Origin of the sequence: Streptomyces sp. NPDC093260, from assembly GCF_040683715.1 — a bacterium.
Classification (GTDB): Bacteria; Actinomycetota; Actinomycetes; order Streptomycetales; family Streptomycetaceae; genus Streptomyces; species Streptomyces sennicomposti.
In genome coordinates this window covers 249,193-266,153 of the sequence record NZ_JBFBEK010000003.1, presented here as the reverse complement: position 1 = coordinate 266,153, position 16,961 = coordinate 249,193, and the positions used below count along the sequence as shown (strand labels likewise).

11 protein-coding genes and 1 tRNA gene are annotated in these 16,961 nt (G+C 73.7%); 4 read left to right on the top strand and 8 right to left on the bottom strand.

Annotated features, from left to right (window positions below; translation table 11 throughout):
- Positions 1–55 precede the first annotated feature (55 nt).
- On the top strand, positions 56–1,087 hold the full coding sequence (locus tag AB0N63_RS05400; RefSeq protein ID WP_365524350.1) for a YafY family protein: 1,032 nt from the start codon (positions 56–58) through the stop codon (positions 1,085–1,087).
- A 517-nt stretch (positions 1,088–1,604) separates the two neighbouring features.
- Here AB0N63_RS05400 and AB0N63_RS05395 read toward each other — a convergent pair.
- Together AB0N63_RS05395 and AB0N63_RS05390 are read right to left on the bottom strand one after the other, a co-directional pair.
- A complete protein-coding gene (locus AB0N63_RS05395; RefSeq protein WP_365524347.1) occupies positions 1,605–2,603 on the bottom strand; it encodes a sigma-70 family RNA polymerase sigma factor in 999 nt (332 codons plus the stop codon).
- 532 nt (positions 2,604–3,135) lie between these two features.
- Positions 3,136–3,936 carry a class III extradiol ring-cleavage dioxygenase gene (locus AB0N63_RS05390; RefSeq protein ID WP_365524344.1) on the bottom strand — a complete coding sequence of 267 codons (801 nt, stop codon included), beginning with the start codon at positions 3,934–3,936 and terminating at the stop codon, positions 3,136–3,138.
- A gap of 125 nt (positions 3,937–4,061) precedes the next feature.
- On the opposite strand from AB0N63_RS05390, the gene AB0N63_RS05385 reads away from it, so the two are divergent.
- A complete protein-coding gene (locus AB0N63_RS05385) occupies positions 4,062–4,610 on the top strand; it encodes a MarR family transcriptional regulator (protein WP_365524342.1) in 549 nt (182 codons plus the stop codon).
- A gap of 552 nt (positions 4,611–5,162) precedes the next feature.
- On the opposite strand, the gene AB0N63_RS05380 is transcribed toward AB0N63_RS05385, so the two are convergent.
- Both AB0N63_RS05380 and AB0N63_RS05375 read right to left on the bottom strand, forming a co-directional pair.
- Entirely contained in the window at positions 5,163–6,743 is a 1,581-nt protein-coding gene (locus tag AB0N63_RS05380; protein ID WP_365524339.1) for an MFS transporter, read from the bottom strand.
- A 300-nt stretch (positions 6,744–7,043) separates the two neighbouring features.
- The gene (locus tag AB0N63_RS05375; RefSeq protein ID WP_365524336.1) at positions 7,044–7,730 is read right to left on the bottom strand and encodes a helix-turn-helix domain-containing protein; all 687 of its coding nucleotides are present in this window, start codon (positions 7,728–7,730) and stop codon (positions 7,044–7,046) included.
- Between the two features lie 391 nt (positions 7,731–8,121).
- Between AB0N63_RS05375 and AB0N63_RS05370 the strand changes: the two genes are divergently transcribed.
- Positions 8,122–9,399, top strand: a complete 1,278-nt coding sequence (locus AB0N63_RS05370) for a M6 family metalloprotease domain-containing protein (RefSeq protein ID WP_365524333.1) — start codon at positions 8,122–8,124, stop codon at positions 9,397–9,399.
- A 281-nt stretch (positions 9,400–9,680) separates the two neighbouring features.
- Here AB0N63_RS05370 and AB0N63_RS05365 read toward each other — a convergent pair whose 3' ends face one another.
- Positions 9,681–12,377 (bottom strand): ADP-ribosylglycohydrolase family protein, encoded by a 2,697-nt coding sequence (locus AB0N63_RS05365; protein WP_365524330.1) that lies wholly within the window; start codon positions 12,375–12,377, stop codon positions 9,681–9,683.
- 204 nt (positions 12,378–12,581) lie between these two features.
- Here AB0N63_RS05365 and AB0N63_RS05360 point away from each other — a divergent pair.
- Positions 12,582–12,654: transfer RNA gene (locus AB0N63_RS05360), tRNA-Arg, on the top strand.
- A 257-nt stretch (positions 12,655–12,911) separates the two neighbouring features.
- Here AB0N63_RS05360 and AB0N63_RS05355 read toward each other — a convergent pair.
- The 3 genes from AB0N63_RS05355 to AB0N63_RS05345 form a co-directional block, all read right to left on the bottom strand.
- A complete protein-coding gene (locus AB0N63_RS05355) occupies positions 12,912–13,982 on the bottom strand; it encodes an NADH:flavin oxidoreductase/NADH oxidase (RefSeq protein ID WP_365524786.1) in 1,071 nt (356 codons plus the stop codon).
- A 1,132-nt stretch (positions 13,983–15,114) separates the two neighbouring features.
- Positions 15,115–15,576, bottom strand: a complete 462-nt coding sequence (locus AB0N63_RS05350; RefSeq protein ID WP_365524327.1) for a hypothetical protein — start codon at positions 15,574–15,576, stop codon at positions 15,115–15,117.
- Between the two features lie 118 nt (positions 15,577–15,694).
- Positions 15,695–16,891, bottom strand: a complete 1,197-nt coding sequence (locus tag AB0N63_RS05345) for an MFS transporter (protein WP_365524324.1) — start codon at positions 16,889–16,891, stop codon at positions 15,695–15,697.
- Positions 16,892–16,961 lie beyond the last annotated feature (70 nt).

Below are 16,961 nucleotides of genomic sequence, written 5' to 3'. Positions count from 1 at the left end.
CGGTAGGGGGGCAGTAGGTCAGACCATGTCCTAGATCTGCGGCATCCTCGGTGCCATGACGACGGACACCCCGGCCCGGCTCCTCCAGCTGCTGTCCCTGCTCCAGACGCCCCGCGAGTGGCCCGGCGGGGAGCTGGCCGAACGGCTCGGGGTGTCCCGGCGCACCGTGCGCCGGGACATCGACCGGCTGCGCGAGCTGGGCTATCCGGTGCAGGCGACCATGGGCGCCGACGGCGGCTACCGGCTGGTCGCGGGCAAGGCGATGCCGCCGCTCGTCCTGGACGACGAGGAGGCGGTGGCGATCGCGGTCGGGCTGCGGGCGGGCGCCGGGCACGCGATCGAGGGCGTGGACGAGGCGTCGGTGCGGGCGCTGGCCAAGCTGGAGCAGGTGCTGCCGGCCCGGCTGCGGCACCGCGTCGCCACCCTCCAGGCCGCGACGACTCCGCTGACCAGCGGGGACGGGGCGAGTGTCGCACCCGAGACGCTGACCGTGATGGCCTCGGCGGTGGCCGGGCGGGAGCGGCTGCGGTTCGCCTACCGCGCCGGGGACGGCACCGGCACGCGCCGGATGACCGAGCCCCACCGGCTGGTCTCGACCGGGCGGCGCTGGTACCTGGTGGCGTACGACCTGGACCGGGCGGACTGGCGGACGTTCCGGGTGGACCGGGTGAGCGAGCCGTTCGCGACCGGAGCCCGGTTCGCGCCGCGGGAACTGCCGACGGGCAGCGCGGCGGAGTATCTGCGGCGGTCGGTGTACCAGCGGCACCAGGAGACGTACACGCTGGTCGTGACCTTCGCGGCCCCGGCCGAAACGGTCGCGGGCCGGCTGCCGGCGTGGTTCGGCGCGCCCGAGCCGCTGGACGGGGGACGGTGCGGGCTGCGGTCGCCGGTCGGGGACCAGGTGGAGTGGGTCGCGATGCGGCTGGCGACACTGGGCTGCGACTTCACCGTGCACGAGCCGGCGGCACTGGTGCGGTGCGTACGGGAACTGGGCGCGCGGCTGAGCCGGGCCGCCGCCGGGGGCGGCGAGGGCGGCGACGGGAGCCGTGGGCACGCGGGGGTCGTCGGGGGCAACGGCCCTGCGTGACCAGGGAATTAGCGATGCGTAGTTCCGCTGTGGCAGAGTGCTGCGCGCGGGCCACCCCGGGGTTCAGGTCCGGGGTGTCCCGCTTCACGACTCCCCCGCCGCGGCTCGCGCCCGTTCTCCGGCGTGCCCTCGCCCCACCCGCGCATGGAGCCGGGCCTCGGCGCCCGGGGGGTGAGGCGCCGAAGCCCGGCTCTGGGAAGGTCCCGGCGCCGGGGGGAAGTGCGTCGGGACATGGCTCGGTGGGTCGGTCCGACGCCGGGTGCTCGACGTCGGGGTGCGGGCGCGGTCGACACGTACGTGCGCGTTCCATACGTACGGGACGCGGGGAGCGTTCATACGGGTGGTGCGGAGCGTTCCTGCCGTGCGGGGCCGCCGATGGGGTCCGCAGAGGTTGTTCCCGGGCCGCGGCCGTTCGAAGCGGCGGTACACGGCCATGTTCGCGCGGTCTTCGGCCACCCGGCGTACGCCGCGAGGGCCGCCGGGGGCGCCGACGCGCCCCCGAGTCGCCCGGACGGGCTCACGCCGCGGCGTCGAAGCCGGTGTCGCGGGCCAGCTTCTTCAGCTCCAGCAGCGCGTGCTTCTCGATCTGGCGGATGCGCTCGCGGGTCAGGCCGTGCTCCTTGCCGACCTCGGTCAGCGTGCGCTCGCGGCCGTCCTCGATGCCGTACCGCATCTTGATGATGGACGCCGTGCGCTGGTCGAGGCGGCCGATCAGGTCGTCCAGTTCCTCGCTGCGCAGCAGGGTCATCACCGACTGCTCGGGCGACACCGCGGAGGTGTCCTCCAGGAGGTCGCCGAACTGGGTCTCGCCCTCGTCGTCCACCGACATGTTCAGCGAGACCGGGTCACGGGCCCAGTCCAGGACGTCCGCGACGCGCTCCGGCGTGGAGCCCAGCTCCGCGGCGATCTCCGCGGGCTCCGGGTCGCGGCCGTTCTCCCGGTTGAACTCGCGCTGGACGCGGCGGATGCGGCCCAGCTCCTCCACCAGGTGGACGGGCAGCCGGATCGTGCGGGACTGGTCCGCGATCGAGCGCGTGATCGCCTGGCGGATCCACCAGGTGGCGTACGTCGAGAACTTGAAGCCCTTGCGGTAGTCGAACTTCTCCACCGCGCGCACCAGGCCGGCGTTGCCCTCCTGGATCAGGTCCAGCAGAGGCAGGCCGCTGCGCGGGTAGCGGCGGGCGACCGCCACGACCAGCCGCAGGTTGGAGCGGATGAAGACGTCCTTGGCCCGCTCGCCCGCGTCGACCAGGGCCTGCAACTCCTCGGGCGTGACCTCGGTCTTCGACTCCTCGTACCCGTCGAGGATCTGCCGCGCGAACACACCCGCCTCGATGACCTGGGACAGCTCGACCTCCTTGGCGGCGTCGAGCAGCGGTGTGCGCGCTATCTCGTCGAGGTACATGCCGACCAGGTCGCGATCGGCGATCTCGCCGGCGTGGGCGCGAACACTGCTTGCCGCGTCGGCCGTCTCGCCGGTGGCGGACTTACGACGGGCGACGGCACGGGTTGCCATGCGTGCTCCCTTTGCGATGGTGGGTCAGCGGGTGGTCCTTGGGATGCTCGGCACTCTCATCGGGCTCTCAGAACTCGGGGTCTTGGGAACTCTCCTCGGGTGCCCCGCATCCGATGGAAACAACGACTGGAATCAGGACAGAATTCCCAAGCCGCCTCTCAAATTTTCTGATCATGCAGTACCCTGTCCGCCGCACCGCCCCGTGGACGGCGGTGACGGACGAGGACCCCCAGGTCAGGACGGGGAACCCGGGACTCCGGAGCACCGTGGGGCCACGTCGCCCTCCGGTGCCTGAGAGGCCCGTCACACGGACACCGCAACGCCTGCCGACGCCTGCTGACGCCTCACGGTGTCCGCCGGTGGGAGCGTGCCGCCGCCGGGTTCCGCCGCCGAACGCCCTCCCACCCCTCATGACGGCTCCTACCGGCGGAAGGTTGCCGCACACCCGGGCTCCGAGGAGATTCCCAGACCCTTCACATCCCTGACGTACGCGGCGCACACGCGACCCGCTCAGCGGACCGCACGGTCCGCTTCAGCCGAACTGCACCGACCGCTTCGCCATTCCCAGCCAGAAGCCGTCGATCACCGAGCGCGGCCCGTCCGGCCCGTCCAGTTCGCCGCCGGCCTCGGCCGCGCCCATGGTCACGAACAGCGGGGCGAAGTGCTCGGTGCGCGGATGGGCGTACCGGCCCGCCGGGGCCTTGTGCAGGAAGTCCAGCAGGGCGTCCCAGTCCCGGGCCTCCAGGGCGCGCCGCCCCCAGTCGTCGAACTCGGCGGACCAGCTCGGCACTCCCCCGCCCGTGTGCCGCAGCGCGGCGAGGTTGTGGGTGAAGAAGCCGGAGCCGATGATCAGCACGCCCTCGTCGCGCAGTGGGGCGAGCCTGCGGCCGATGTCCATGAGCCGGACCGGATCGAGGGTCGGCATGGAGATCTGGAGGACGGGGACGTCGGCGGCCGGGAACATCTCGACCAGCGGCACATAGGCGCCGTGGTCCAGGCCGCGGTCGGGCACGTCCTGCACGGGCAGGCCGGGGCCGCGCAGCAGCTTGCGCACGCTCTCGGCCAGCTCGGGCGCGCCGGGGGCGGCGTAACGCACCTGGTAGTAGTGCTCGGGGAAGCCCCAGAAGTCGTAGACCAGGGGGACCGTCTCGACTGCGCCGAGGGCGAGCGGAGCCTCCTCCCAGTGGGCGGAGACGACGAGGATCGCCTTGGGGCGGGGCAGCGCGGCGGACCAGGCGGCGAGCTGACCGGGCCAGACCGGGTCGTCGGCGAGCGGCGGCGCGCCGTGGCTGAGGTAGAGGGCGGGCATGCGCTCCTGAACGGTGGCGGACACGGCGGCAGCTCCCTGCGCTTCTCGGTGGGTCGGCCCTTCGGACCATTCGCTTGAAGTTTAAAGCTTCTCGAAGCCTACGCCGATGTTGTTTAATCTTCAAGGAAGCGTTTCGTACAGTGGGACACATGAACACGGCACCCTCTTCCGCGCCCGAGTCCCCCGCCGCCGCACCCATCGCCGCACGCGCCGGGTCCCAGCGCTGGCTCACCCTCGGCGAGCAGCGCGTCTGGCGCGCCTATCTGCACGCCACCACCCTCCTGGAGGACCACCTCGACCGGCAGCTCCAGCGCGACGCGGGCATGCCGCACATCTACTACGGCCTGCTGGTCAAACTCGCCGAGGCCCCGCGCCGCCGGCTGCGGATGACCGAGCTGGCCCGGGACGCCAAGATCACCCGCTCCCGCCTCTCGCACGCCGTCTCCCGGCTGGAGAAGAACGGCTGGGTGCGCCGCGAGGACTGTTCCTCCGACAAGCGGGGCCAGTTCGCGGTGCTGACGGACGAGGGCGGCGAGGTGCTGGCTCGCACCGCGCCGGGGCACGTGGCCGCCGTGCGCCAGGCGCTGTTCGACCGGCTGAGCCCGGAGCAGCAGAAGTCCCTCGGCGAGATCATGCAGATCGTCGCCGAGGGACTCCAGCCGAACGAGGCGGGCGCGGACCTGCCCTGGCTGCGCTGAGGACGGCTTCGCCGGTGCCGCGGCGGTCGCGGACGCGGGCGACCGCGCGGGGAACCGGCCTCGCCCAGCGGCCTCCGTACACCCAGCGCACGCGCCACGGCGGATCTCGGCTCAGGTCTCGGGTCCGGCCTCAGCGCGGATCCCGGCTCAGGTCTCGGCGCGGATCCGGGCTCGGGCTCGGGCTCGGGCTCCGGCTCCGGCTCCGGCTCCGGCTCCGGCTCCGGCTCCGGCTCCCACAGGATCGGCGGGGTGGGGCTCGGGTGTCCCGCCCCGGCGGCGAGGCGGTACGACGACCGCCGCGAGCGCCGCGGCCAGGGAGAGGGCGGCGGCGACGGCCGGCCCCAGGCGTACCCCACCGCACGGCAGAGCCCCCGCCCCACGACAAAGCCCCGCACCGCCCGGCCGACTGCGAGGTCGGTACCGGGCGGTGCGGGGCTGTGCGGGACCGGGAGTCCGACGCCGGGACCGGAAGTCCCGAGGCGGGGACCGGAAGTCCCGAGGCGGGGACCGGGAGTCCCGAGGCGAACAGGCCGGGTCAGGCCGTGGCCGGTGTCAGTGGGCGATCACCGGCACCGGCAGCTCGTCCTCCAGGCCCTCGCCGGCTGCGGAGTCCGCGCCGGTCACCGTGGTGCTGCCCGGCCGGCCCGCGTTGACGAAGGTCAGCGCGATCACACCGGCCACGGCCAGGATGCCGACGGCGAACCAGATGGCGTTGGTGTAGCCGTGCACCAGGCCCTGGAGCTGGACCAGCTGCTGCCCGCCCTTGCCCGTGCCCGCGTTCGCCATGTGGTCCTTGATGTACGCGGCCGTGGCGGAGGAGGCGATCGTGTTCAGCAGCGCGGTGCCGATGGCGCCGCCCACCTGCTGCGAGGTGTTGACCATCGCGGAGGCCACGCCGGCGTCACGCGGCTGGACGCCGAGGGTGGCCAGGGACATGGCCGGCATGAACGCGGTGCCCATGCCGAGACCGAGCAGCAGCATCCCGGGCAGCAGCAGGGACGCGTAGGAGGAGTCGACCTTCAGCTGGGTCAGCAGGAGCATGCCGACGGAGGCGACCAGGAAGCCGGGGCCCATCAGCAGCCGGGCGGGGACCCGGGTCATCAGCCGGGCGCCGATCTGGGTCGAGCCCGTGATCATGCCCGCGATCATCGGCAGGAACGCGAAGCCGGTCTTCACCGGCGAGTAGCCCTGGACGATCTGGAGGTAGTAGGTCAGGAAGAGGAACAGGCCGAACATGCCGATGATGGCCAGGCCCAGCGAGAGGTAGACGCCGCCGCGATTGCGCTCCAGGATCACCCGCAGGGGCAGCAGCGGGGCCTTGACCCGGGACTCCACCAGCACGAACGCGCCGAGCAGCACCACCGAGGCGATGAACATCGAGACGGTCAGGGCGTCGCCCCAGCCGGCGGACTCGGCGCGGGTGAAGCCGTAGACGAGGGCGACCAGGCCGAGAGTGGACAGGACCACGCCGGGGATGTCGAGCGGCGAGCGGTTGCGGCCGCCGGCCGGCTCGCGGATGACGAAGTAGGCGCCGGCCGCGGCGACCACGGCGAACGGGATGTTCACGAAGAACGTCCAGCGCCAGTCCAGGTACTCGGTGAGGAATCCGCCGAGGATCAGACCGACGGCGCCGCCGCCGCCCGCGATCGCGCCGTAGATACCGAACGCCTTGGCGCGCTCGCGGGCGTCGGTGAACATCACCGCGAGCAGGGAGAGCGCGGCGGGCGCGAGCAGCGCGCCGAAGGCGCCCTGGAGCGCGCGGGCGCCGAACATCATCGCGCCGGTCGTGGCGGCGCCGCCGAGCGCGGAGGCCGCGGCGAAGCCGGTCAGACCGGTCACGAAGGCGCGCTTGCGGCCCCACAGGTCGGCGATCCGGCCGCCGAACAGGAGCAGTCCGCCGAAGGCGAGGGCGTAGGCGGTGACGACCCACTGGCGGTTGCCGTCGGAGATGCCGAGGTCCTGCTGGGCGGAGGGCAGGGCGATGTTCACGATGGTGGCGTCGAGGACGACCATCAGCTGGGCGAGCGCGATGAAGACGAGCGCTTTCCAGCGGTTGGCGTCTCCCGCCTCGCCGGGATCGCGCCGGGCGGTCTTCGCCGGGACACGGGGAGCCTGTGCGGCTGTTTCGGACATGGGAGTACCCACTTCAGGACTTCGTGACGGAAAAAGGGTGTCGAAAAGTGACGGCCCGCCCCTGAGGGACGGCCGGAAGCAGCGTGCCGGCGGGACGGCGGGTCCCGCGGCGGTCGGTCGCGGAGAGTCGGTCGGGCGGAGTCGGAAAGGAGTCGGTCGCGGACGCCCGGTGAGGGACGTTCGGTCACGGACGCCAGGTCAGGGGCGTGCCGTCACCGGCGTGCGGTCGGGGCCGTGTCAGTCACGGCGGTATCGGTCACAGCCGTATCGGTCTCGGCCGCATCGGTCGGGGCCGTTCGGTCACGGGCGTTCGGGTGCCGGGCCGGCGGTGGCGCACTCCCGGCGGAGGTCCTCCATGGTGATCGCCGTGCCCGGCAGGGCGGTGCGGGCCGGGGCCCGCAGCCCGTCCAGGAACAGCTGCAGATGACGGTGGACATAGCGGTCGTGGCTGGGGCAGCCGGTGCCGGCCGGGGGCCTGCTGAGCTGGGCCGCGGCGACCAGCAGATCGCCGACGCCCACGTCGGCGCGCAGTTGCCCGGCCGCCACGGCGCGGTCCATGACCTTCTGGACCAGGCGCTCGCAGCGCTCGCGCGCGGCCTCCAGGTCCGGGTGGTTGCGGTCGAAGGTGCTGGCGACCATCGGGCACAGGGCGCTGACCCGTTCGTCGGCGGCGGCGTGCAGGAAGCTCGACAGCGCCTCGAAGGCGTCGCCGGTCTCGGCGAGCGCCCGCTCGGCGGCGAGCGTCGTACGGTCCATGACCGAGCACAGGACCTCGCGGACGAGGGCGGCGCGGTCGGGGAAGTTGCGGTACAGCGTGGCGTTGCCGACGCCGGCCCGGCGGGCGACCTCGTCGAGCGGCACGTCGGGGCCGTGCTCGACGAGCATCTCGCGGGCGGCGGTGACGATCCGCTCGCGGTTGCGCAGGGCGTCGGCGCGCGGCCTGGTCGCCTTGCGCTGCGCGGGTTTCGCGGTCGTCGCGGCCGGCACGGCGTACTCCTTCGGTCGGGCGGTGAGGCGAAGCGGAGAGGGACTCCCCGTTTCGCGCGGACACCTGACCAAACGGGGAAACGGTCCCCGGTTATTTCCGCATCGGTGAGAAAGGTCGACGTGACCTGAGCCACATGACGTTCCGTCACGGCGGCTCGTCTCACCCGACCGGCGGCTCCCGCCCGCCGCGTCTTCCGTTCCACGACCGCGGGGGCCGTCCTCACCAGCGGACCCGACGTTCATTCGCACGACCGGCCGCCCGTTCCCACGACCGGACCGCTCCAGCGCGCGCCCGCCGCACCCGCGACAGAGGGTGATCGAACAGGGTGCAGCCGAAGACCGGTGGCTGCCTGGGGCGAACCGGTGGCTGCCTGGAGCGAAAGGTCCACGCATGCCGCCGCAGCCGCCCCGCCGCCGGATACGCAAGCGCCGTGCCGCCGCTCTCACGTCCGTCGCCGTCCTGACCTTCGCGGTCAGCACCGCGGGGGCCGCGCATCTGACGGCGGACGCCTCGGCGAACGGCGCCTACGGCCTGGCCCGCTCCCCGGCCCTCATACCCTGCATGATCAGCGGTCCGACCTCCGTGCAGATGACGGAGGGCGTCCCCACCGCCCGCGGCTACGCCCGCTCCACCGGCACCGTGCACGCCCTCACCCTGATGATCGACTTCTCCGACGCCGAGGGCCAGGGCGACGCCCTCGACCGCTTCCACGAGTTCTTCCCGCAGACCCAGAACTGGTTCCGCACCGCCTCCTACGGCCGCCTCGACTACCGCCCGGAGACCCCGATACCCCACTGGCTGCGCATGCCGAAACCGTTCAAGGCGTACGGCATAGAACGCGGGGCGCCCTTCGACCCCGGCTACCGCCAACTGGTCCAGGACATCGTGACGGCGGCCGACCCGACAGTGGACTTCCACGACTACGACCTGCTCAACGTGCTGATGACCCCGAACGCCGGCCCCTCCGCGCTGGACACCGTCCTGTCCGTCACCTTCGCCGGCAACGCCGAGGCCCCGACCGCCGACGGCGTCCCCGTCTCCAACGCGTCGTTCGTCTACTCCCGCCAGGACGACGGCTCCGGCGCCTACGACCGCACCGGCTACCGGGTCCTGCCGCACGAGAACGGCCACGTCTTCGGTCTGCCCGACCTCTACACCCAGGAGGGCGGCGGCGCGGTCGGCCACTGGGACATCATGAGCGAGGACTGGGGCGCCAACAACGACCTGCTGGGCTGGCACAAGTGGAAGCTCGGCTGGCTGGACGCGAACCAGGTCAGCTGCGCGAGCAGGCGCGGCTCGGCCGAGTACTCGCTCACCCCGCTGGAGCGCAAGGGCGGCCCCAAGCTGGTGTTCGTCCCGCTCGACGACCACACCGGCTACGCCCTCGAACTGCGCACCCGCGAGGGCAACGACGAGACGGTGTGCCGGCCGGGCGTCCTCATCTACAAGGTGGACGCCGGCGTCGACACCGGCCGCGGCCCCATCACGGTCTTCGACGCCCGCCGCGACTCGGGCGGCTGCACCCGCAGCCCCAACGTGCAGGCCGAACTCTCCGACGCCCCCTTCGCCCCCGGTGAGACCTTCAAGGACCCCCGGGCGAAGATCCGCATCGACGTCGCGGCGGCCGACCTCGACGGCAACTACCGGGTCCGGGTCACCAGACAGTGACGGCGCCGGCCCGACTACCGTAGGCCTCCCGCCGTCGGACCGCCCCGAGGACCAGCCCGATGGCCCCGCCGTCCGCCACCCCGCGCCCGCCATGGAGGAGCCCTCCGGGGCCGCCCCGGCCGCCGTCCCCGCGGAGGCGGTCACCCCGCTGATCGGGGGTGTCGCGGTACCGCACCGGCTGACGGAGGCCGACGGCTGAGCCCTCAGTCCGAGGGCTCAGCCGTCGGCTCTCGTCCCGACGACAGGGGCGTGCCCCGGCCGTCGGGACGAACGAACCTGGCTCACCAGCCCGGGTAGCGGTCCCACCAGTGCTCGTCCCAGCCCGGGGTGTACTCGGTGCCGCCGGGCCGGTCGGTGAGCTGGGCGACGAGGTCACGGGCCAGCACGTCCAGCACCCAGGCCAGTTCGTGCCGGCTGACCAGACCGACCGGCAGCGCCTCCGCCCCGTGCGCCGCCCCGAGCAGCGCCCCGGTCACACAGGCCACCGAGTCCCCGTCCGGCGCCTGGGCGGCGAACCGCAGCGCGGCCTCCACCTGGTCCCGTTCCGGGAAGGACGCGGCGACGTACAGACCGCCGAGCAGCCCGGAGGGCGCGGTGGGGTCCGGTGCGAGGCGGGCGAGACGGTGCGCGTCGGCGGGGTGCTCCTCGGCCTGGCGCAGTGCCGTGGCGAGCTGGTCGCGCTGGTCCGCGGTGAGGTCGGGATCGGCGTCGGGCAGGGCCCGCAGGCCCTGCCCGAGGGCGTCCCGCACCCGCGTCGGCGCGCTGTGGGCGAGACAGTGCCCGACCAGCACGGCCGCATGGGCGGCGGCGGCCTGGGCGGCCGGGTCGCCGTGGGTGAGGGCGGCGATCTCCCGCAGCGCGGTCACCGCGTCGGCCGCCTTCCGGCCGGCGAAGACGACGGCGACGGGGAGGGTGCGGGTGAGGGCGTGGCAACCGCGGCTGGACGTCGTCGGCTTGTCCACGGTGCCCTGCTCGGTCCGGGACAGCGCGGCCACGGTCGCCGGCGCCGACCCACGCCGCTGGGCCAGCACCGGCACCTCGGCCAGCCAGCCGTCGGGCCAGGTCCTGCCGCCGTACGGCACCCAGCGGTGCCGTAGCCGCTCCGTCTCGACGCCCTGGAGGACGGCCCACCGGCAGTAGGCGTGCCACAGCACGGACGGCGGATGGCAGACGCCCTTGTGGTCGCCCCGGACCAGCGCGCGGATCGTGCCCTCGGCGGTGAAGCAGGCGAGCTGGGTGCTGACCCCGGCGCGCAGTGGCACCCCGGCGGGCAGTTCACCCCCCGCGGCCCCCAGCGTGTCGCCGACGGCCAGCCCGAGCAGCAGCCCGCGCACCCGGGAGAGCGCCCGCCTCTCCTCCAGGAACGGGGTCCGGGGCCGCTCGGCCTCCCGTGGCACGGGGCTGTCCGCCCCGGGGTGACCCGCAGGCGGCCGCCCCCCACCGTCCCCGCCGGTCAACGCCCGCACGGCATCGTGCAGTTCACGATGGGCGGAGAGCTGCCACCCGTGCACCAGCGCATCCCGCAGCTCGGACAGCGCGGTCTCGCCGTCGATCCCGGTGGCCAGATGGGCGTAGACGGCGGCGACGGCGGGGGTGCGGCTCTGTCCGGCGACGCAGTGCAGCAGCACCCGCTTGCCCTCGCGGCGCAGCCGCAGCACCTCGCGGGCGGCCTGGTCGACGACGTAGTGGAGGTTGGCGTTGGAGCCGTCGCCGTCCACGAGCCAGACGCGAACGTGCTCGACGGTATCGGCAGCAGTACCGCTGTCGACGCCGGGCAGGACGGGGCCGGTGCCCATACGGCACAGCGAGACGACGGCATCCACGTCCACGGGCTCGGTCCCGTGCAGCAGGGGGAGGTTGCCGAGCTGGACGCCGGGGTCGCGCGGGTGCGGCACGGCGAAGCCGCGGGGCACGCCGGCCGGGGCGGGCACGCGGGCGGCCGAGGGCCAGCCGAGGGCGTCGTCCTGACCGCCCCGCGCGGTGCGCACCGCGAGGCGCACGAGGTCGGGCCCGGTGAGTCCGGGCCAGCCGTGCACGGCCCGCTGCCAGGCGAGCGGGATGCCGGAGCAGCCCCAGCGCGCGCCGAGCAGGGCTCCGGCGACGGCGGCGACGGTGTCGGTGTCGTCCCCGGCGCGCACCGCCGCCTCCAGGGCGAGGCGCAGGTGCTGGGCGGGGAAGCTGCCCCGGGCGGGGTCGAGTTCGGGCACCGGGGTGCGGGTGACGGCGGACCAGGCTGCCTGGAGGGCGGTGACGACCCAGCCGTTGGGCGAGAAGTGCCGCGGCGGACGGGCCTCGGCCTCGTCCAGCCGCTCCGCCCACAGCGCGCGCCGCTCGGCGGGCAGCAGCTCCAGACCGGCCCGTACGCCGTCGAAGGTGCCCTCCAGCACCGCGGTGCGGATACCGGAGCACCACAGCACGCAGGCGTCGGCGCAGTCGGGGTCGGGGTGGGTGAGCGAACTGACGGCGACGGCGGCCTCGGCGAGCGCGGCCGCGTCGCCGAGGTGGGCGAGGGCGACGATCCCGGTGCGCATCAGCGAGCCGTTGCCGGCGCTGTGGGCGTGCCGGTCGGCGTGGTCGCGGGCGGCGGCCCGCAACGCGGCGCCGGCGGCCCCGGGCGCCTGCGCCGCGGCGCGCAGCACGGCCCGGGTCTGGGCGCCGACATCGCTGGCGCCACTGCCGAGCCAGCGGTGGAAGTTGGCCGCGACGGCGTCCAGCGCCTCCGGCGCACGGAGGTCGGCGCCGGTGGCGGCCACCTCGGCTATGCACACCTGCATCTGGGTGTCGTCGGAGTACTCGCCGGGCGCGTACGGCCCGAGACCGCCGCCGATCATCTCGGGCCGCTGATCGGGCCCGAGCACCGCCGCGAACTCGTACGGCACCCCGAGCGCGTCGCCCACGGCCGCCCCGAGCAGCACCCCGGCGGCCCGATCGACGCCGCGCGCGTCCAGAGGAGGAGCGGGGACACGTGCACGAACCATGGGGCCTCCCTCGACACGACGACGCGCCCAAGACGATCACGCCCCTGACGCGGCGCCAGCTTGGCACGCCCACCCCTTATCGTCAAGCAGACGATAGTTGTCGGCGGGCCGGACCGCGGGCAATCGAGAGGCCGCACGGGCACCCCGAACCATCCCCACCCCCACCTGCGCAGTGATCCGGTACCCTGTGGACCGAGAGACCCGGCCTTCGTAGCTCAGGGGATAGAGCACCGCTCTCCTAAAGCGGGTGTCGCAGGTTCGAATCCTGCCGGGGGCACAGCGAAAGGGCCAGCTCAGGAGGGTTACCTCTCAGGCTGGTCCTTCGTCGTGTCCGGGGTCGCGCCACCCGCGTGCCACTACGTGCAGGAACCCTGGCCCGGGACGGGCGTGGCCTCCGGCGCGGAGTTGCTTCGCAGGTCTGCACCACGGTGCGGGACCCGTCTCCGCCTCCTTGCTCGTGACGGCCGGCGCAGAGGACGGCACGCATGGTCTTGTGCCTGTGCCGAGTTCCCGGGTGCTCGCGCGACGACGGTCTCAGCGATGACGTGGGCGGCCACGCTGGTACTGCTTCGGCCACGGGACGTCGTCACCGAGCACTCGAGCCGCGTGGAGCGGCCAGGTCGGGTTGCGCAGCAGTTCGCGCGCGAGCATGATCGCGTCGGCCGAGCGGTCCACGAGGATCTGGTCGGCCTGCTCCGGCGCGGTGATCAGGCCGACCGCGGAGACGGGCAGGGCCGCGCCCTCGCGGACGGTTCGGGCGAAGGGCACCTGGTAGCCGGGCTCCACTTCGATACGGGCGTTGTGGACGAGCCCGCCGCTGGTGATGTCCACCAGGTCGACGCCGTGGGCCACCAGGTGCCGTGACAGCTCGACCGTCTCCTCCGGGGTCCAGCCGCCGTCGGCCCAGTCCGTGGCCGAGAAACGTACGAACAGCGGGCGGTCCTCCGGCCACTGCGCCCGTACGGCGTCGGTGACCTGGACCAGGAAACGGCTGCGCCCGTCGAGATCGCCTCCGTACTCGTCGCTGCGGTGGTTGGACAGCGGTGACAGGAACTGGTGCAGCAGATAGCCGTGCGCGGCGTGGATCTCCAGGACGTCGAAGCCAGCGGACAGCGCTCGCGCGGCGGCGTCGCCGAAGGCCCGGACCAGAGCGCGGATGTCGTCCACGCCGAGTTCCCGCGGGGCCGGCCAGTCGCCGAACGGCAGCGGTGACGGTGCGACCGTCTGCCATCCTCCGGCCTCCGGTCCGACGTACACGTCGCCCTCCCAGGGCGGTGCCGTCGACGCCTTGCGGCCGGCATGGGAGATCTGGATGCCGGCAACGGCTCCCTGGCCGTGGACGAAGTCGGTGATCCGCCTGTACGCGGCGGCCTGCCCGTCATCCCAGATGCCGGCGTCGGCAGGGGTGATCCGGCCCTCAGGTTCCACTGCCGTGGCCTCCTGCATGACCAGGCCGGACCCACCGCGTGCCAGGGAGCCGAGATGGACCAGATGCCAGTCCTGCGGATAGCCGTCGACCGAGCTGTACTGGCACATGGGGGCCACCCAGGCCCGGTTCGGGAAGGTCGTGCCGCGCAGGGTGAGCGGCGAGAAGAGACGGCTCATCGGAGGCCTCGCAGGAGGGCTGGGGGACGCCGGGTGCCCCGCAGCCGTCGAGCCGTGACGGCCTGGGTTCCTGCGGGGCGCCCCGCACGGTGCACCGCCGAGTACCCCGGCGGCTCGGGGCGCACACCACCGGCCAGGCCTGCTCGTCGGCGCGGATGTCCGGGCATGGGGCGGTCCCGGGCCGTGGTCGCGTGCGCACCTGGGTCGTCGTCCTGATCGCCCGCAGCTGTCATCACAAGCATCGACCGTCTCCCGGCGGGGCCTGAGGATCGTCGACACGACCGGGGTGGAGGACCTCATCACGTCCGTCGTGAAGCGCCGGCGCGTGACGGACAGGTGGCGCAAGGCGCGGCCGTGGTCCACGGCCACCGTCAGTGTGACTCCGTACAGGAGGAGTTGCCATGCCGCCAGGACCGGGCGGCGCAGGGGGCGCGGGAGTTCGGCGAGGGACGTGTGCAGGCGGGCGCAGTGGAAGGGGACGTGGCGTTCCTCGTCGGAGAGGATGCGGGCCGCGACCTCCGAGGTGAGCGGGTCGTCCGTGCCGTCGCGCAGCGCGCGGTAGTACCGCAGGGCCACCACCTCCGCGATCATCAGCACCAGCAGTTCCGTGCGCAGGCCCATCAGGCGGCGCAGTCGTACAAAAACCGTGTCGCTCCAGTGGCCGGACAGCGTCGGTCTGCCGCCCGCGGCCAGCAGCCGGGCGAGGAGGCGGGCGTGGTTCTGTTCCTCGGCCACGAACAGGCGGAGCGCCCGCGCGTAGTCGGTGTCGCCGGCCTGGTCCGCCTTGCTCACCAGGTTGGCGCCGTCGCCGTCCTCGCCGGCCTGGAAGCGCTGGATGCCCGCCCATACCGCCGGGTGCAGCGTCGCCCCCCGGCCCCAGTCCGGGTCCCCCGCCCCGCGTCTGCGCTCGCGCTCGTCCTCGAACCGCTCCACCCACTTGGCGAACTCGCCCCCACCCACCCGGTCTCCCCTCTCCGGGACACGCCACCGTGTCCTGGAGGGGGACGACGCCTCAGGTCACCGAACCGTTCCCGTGCCCGGAACGGTTCGGTGACCTGGACCGGTCGTTCCCGATGGGCTGAACAGAGGGTGTCTCTCCCTGCCCCTCGCCCGAAGCGCCGCCGTCCGTCCCTCAGAGCGCCGTCGTCCGTGCGGAGCGGTGGGCCGTCAGGGCCCAGATGACCCAGGCGTCCAGGGCGATCGAGATCAGGGCCCACAGGGGCTGGTACGGGAGCCAGAGGAAGTTGGCGATCAGGCTCAGGGAGGCCATGAAGACGCCGACCACCCTCGCCCACAGGGCGTCCGTGAGGAGGCCGAGGCCCGTGATCACCGAGATCACGCCCACGATCAGCAGGACCCAGCCCCAGCCGGTCAGGTTGAAGCGGTAGACGTAGTCGTTGATGCTCGCGTAGATGTCGTCGGACGCGATGGCCGTGATGCCCTTGAGGATGTCCAGCAGGCCGTCCACCAGCAGCACCACTCCGGCGAACACCGTGCCGCCCGCCACCCACATGCTGGTCCGGTCCCGGCCGCCGCCGGCGCCCGCGTGTTCCTGGTGGGGATGGCTTCCCGGCGATGTCGGCTGCTGCGTCATGGCGTCGTCCCTCCTGGTTCCGGTGCGTCCACCGCCACCGTGTCCGCCGGGAGGGCGTGCCACCACCGGAGGGCCGCCGAACGGGTGACGGGACCCGCCGCCGCGTGCACGGCGGTGTTCACCGCAGCGCCGGCTCCCCGCGACGGTCCGCCACCGCCGGGGCCACCGCCAGGAGCAGCGTCACGGCCGCCGACGCCGCCGCCGTCCCCGTCATCGCCGCGGCCGGCGAGGTGAGCTGCGCCGCCGTGCCCGCCAGGGCCGCGCCCACCCCCTGCGTCGTCAGCATCCCGGCCGAGTGCAGTCCCAGCGCGTGGCCGCTCAGCGCGGGCGGGGTCAGGTTCATCAGCCGTTCCTGCTGGACCAGGCTGGCGCCGAAGCCGACCGAGGCCAGCGTCACCAGGCAGGCCGCCACCTCCACCGGCGGCCGCAGGGCGAAGAGCAGGTACGGCGCGGCCAGCAGCGCCAGCAGCGGTGTGGCCGCGCGGCGGCGCACCGCGGGCGGCAGCAGACGGCCCACCGTCACGTCGCCGGCCAGCATCCCCAGCGCCGCGCACGCGAACAGCGTCCCGGCCGCGCCGGGGGCGTACGGCACGTACAGCGACTCGCAGCCGACCACCAGGCCGTTGGGCAGCCACAGGCCGAGGTAGGTGAGGCGGCGCGGGCGGTCGCGCCACAGGACGGCGTTGGTGCGCCAGGTCGCCGCCACCGACGGGCGGCCGGAGGAACGGGGCGCGCGGCCGCCCAGGGCGAACCGGACCCCGGCCGCGGCCACCGCGTACAGCACCGCCGCCAGCAGCAGCGACACCCGCGGCGACAGGGCCGCCACCAGCGCCCCGCCCGTCGCGTACCCGGTGATCTGCATGATCCCGCTCATCATGTTGAACACCGAACGCCCCAGCAGATAGCCGCCGTCCGTCCCGTCCTTCGCGAGGATCTCGTTCAGCAGGCCCCAGCGGACGCCGCCCCCGAGCGAGGCGACCAGGCCCTGGACGAGGACGACCGCGAAGACCGTTGCGAGCGGCAGCCCGGGCAGCGCCAGGAGCGCCGTGAGGAGCGCGAAGGCGAGCGGGATCCCCGCCAGCGTTCCGCGCGGCGGCAGCCGGTCGGCGCCCGAGAGCAGCAGTGTCGCCCCCAGCACCTGGGCGAGCGACGGGCCGAACATGCTCACCGCCGACAGCAGCGGCGAACCGGTCGACCGGTACACCAGCGTGCCGAGCGCCAGCCCGCTCGCCGTCTGCGCGACGGTCTGGGCGGCGGTCGTCAGGAGGAGCGGAGTGAACTCCGGGGTGCGGAAGAGGTCTCGGTAGCTGCGCATGCGCCGGAGTCTCGGGCGGGCGCCGTCGCCGCCGTTACTGTTTCGCGTGCGTGCGAAACGTCGCGGTGAC

Excerpts from the sequence above, each read along its gene's own strand:
- AB0N63_RS05400 (WP_365524350.1), top strand. The coding sequence starts at position 56 with ATGACGACGGACACCCCGGCCCGGCTCCTCCAGCTGCTGTCCCTGCTC.
- AB0N63_RS05395 (WP_365524347.1), bottom strand. The coding sequence starts at position 2,603 with ATGGCAACCCGTGCCGTCGCCCGTCGTAAGTCCGCCACCGGCGAGACG.
- AB0N63_RS05385 (WP_365524342.1), top strand. The coding sequence starts at position 4,062 with ATGAACACGGCACCCTCTTCCGCGCCCGAGTCCCCCGCCGCCGCACCC.
- AB0N63_RS05380 (WP_365524339.1), bottom strand. The coding sequence starts at position 6,743 with ATGTCCGAAACAGCCGCACAGGCTCCCCGTGTCCCGGCGAAGACCGCC.
- AB0N63_RS05370 (WP_365524333.1), top strand. The coding sequence starts at position 8,122 with ATGCCGCCGCAGCCGCCCCGCCGCCGGATACGCAAGCGCCGTGCCGCC.
- AB0N63_RS05365 (WP_365524330.1), bottom strand. The coding sequence starts at position 12,377 with ATGGTTCGTGCACGTGTCCCCGCTCCTCCTCTGGACGCGCGCGGCGTC.
- AB0N63_RS05355 (WP_365524786.1), bottom strand. The coding sequence starts at position 13,982 with ATGAGCCGTCTCTTCTCGCCGCTCACCCTGCGCGGCACGACCTTCCCG.
- AB0N63_RS05350 (WP_365524327.1), bottom strand. The coding sequence starts at position 15,576 with ATGACGCAGCAGCCGACATCGCCGGGAAGCCATCCCCACCAGGAACAC.
- AB0N63_RS05345 (WP_365524324.1), bottom strand. The coding sequence starts at position 16,891 with ATGCGCAGCTACCGAGACCTCTTCCGCACCCCGGAGTTCACTCCGCTC.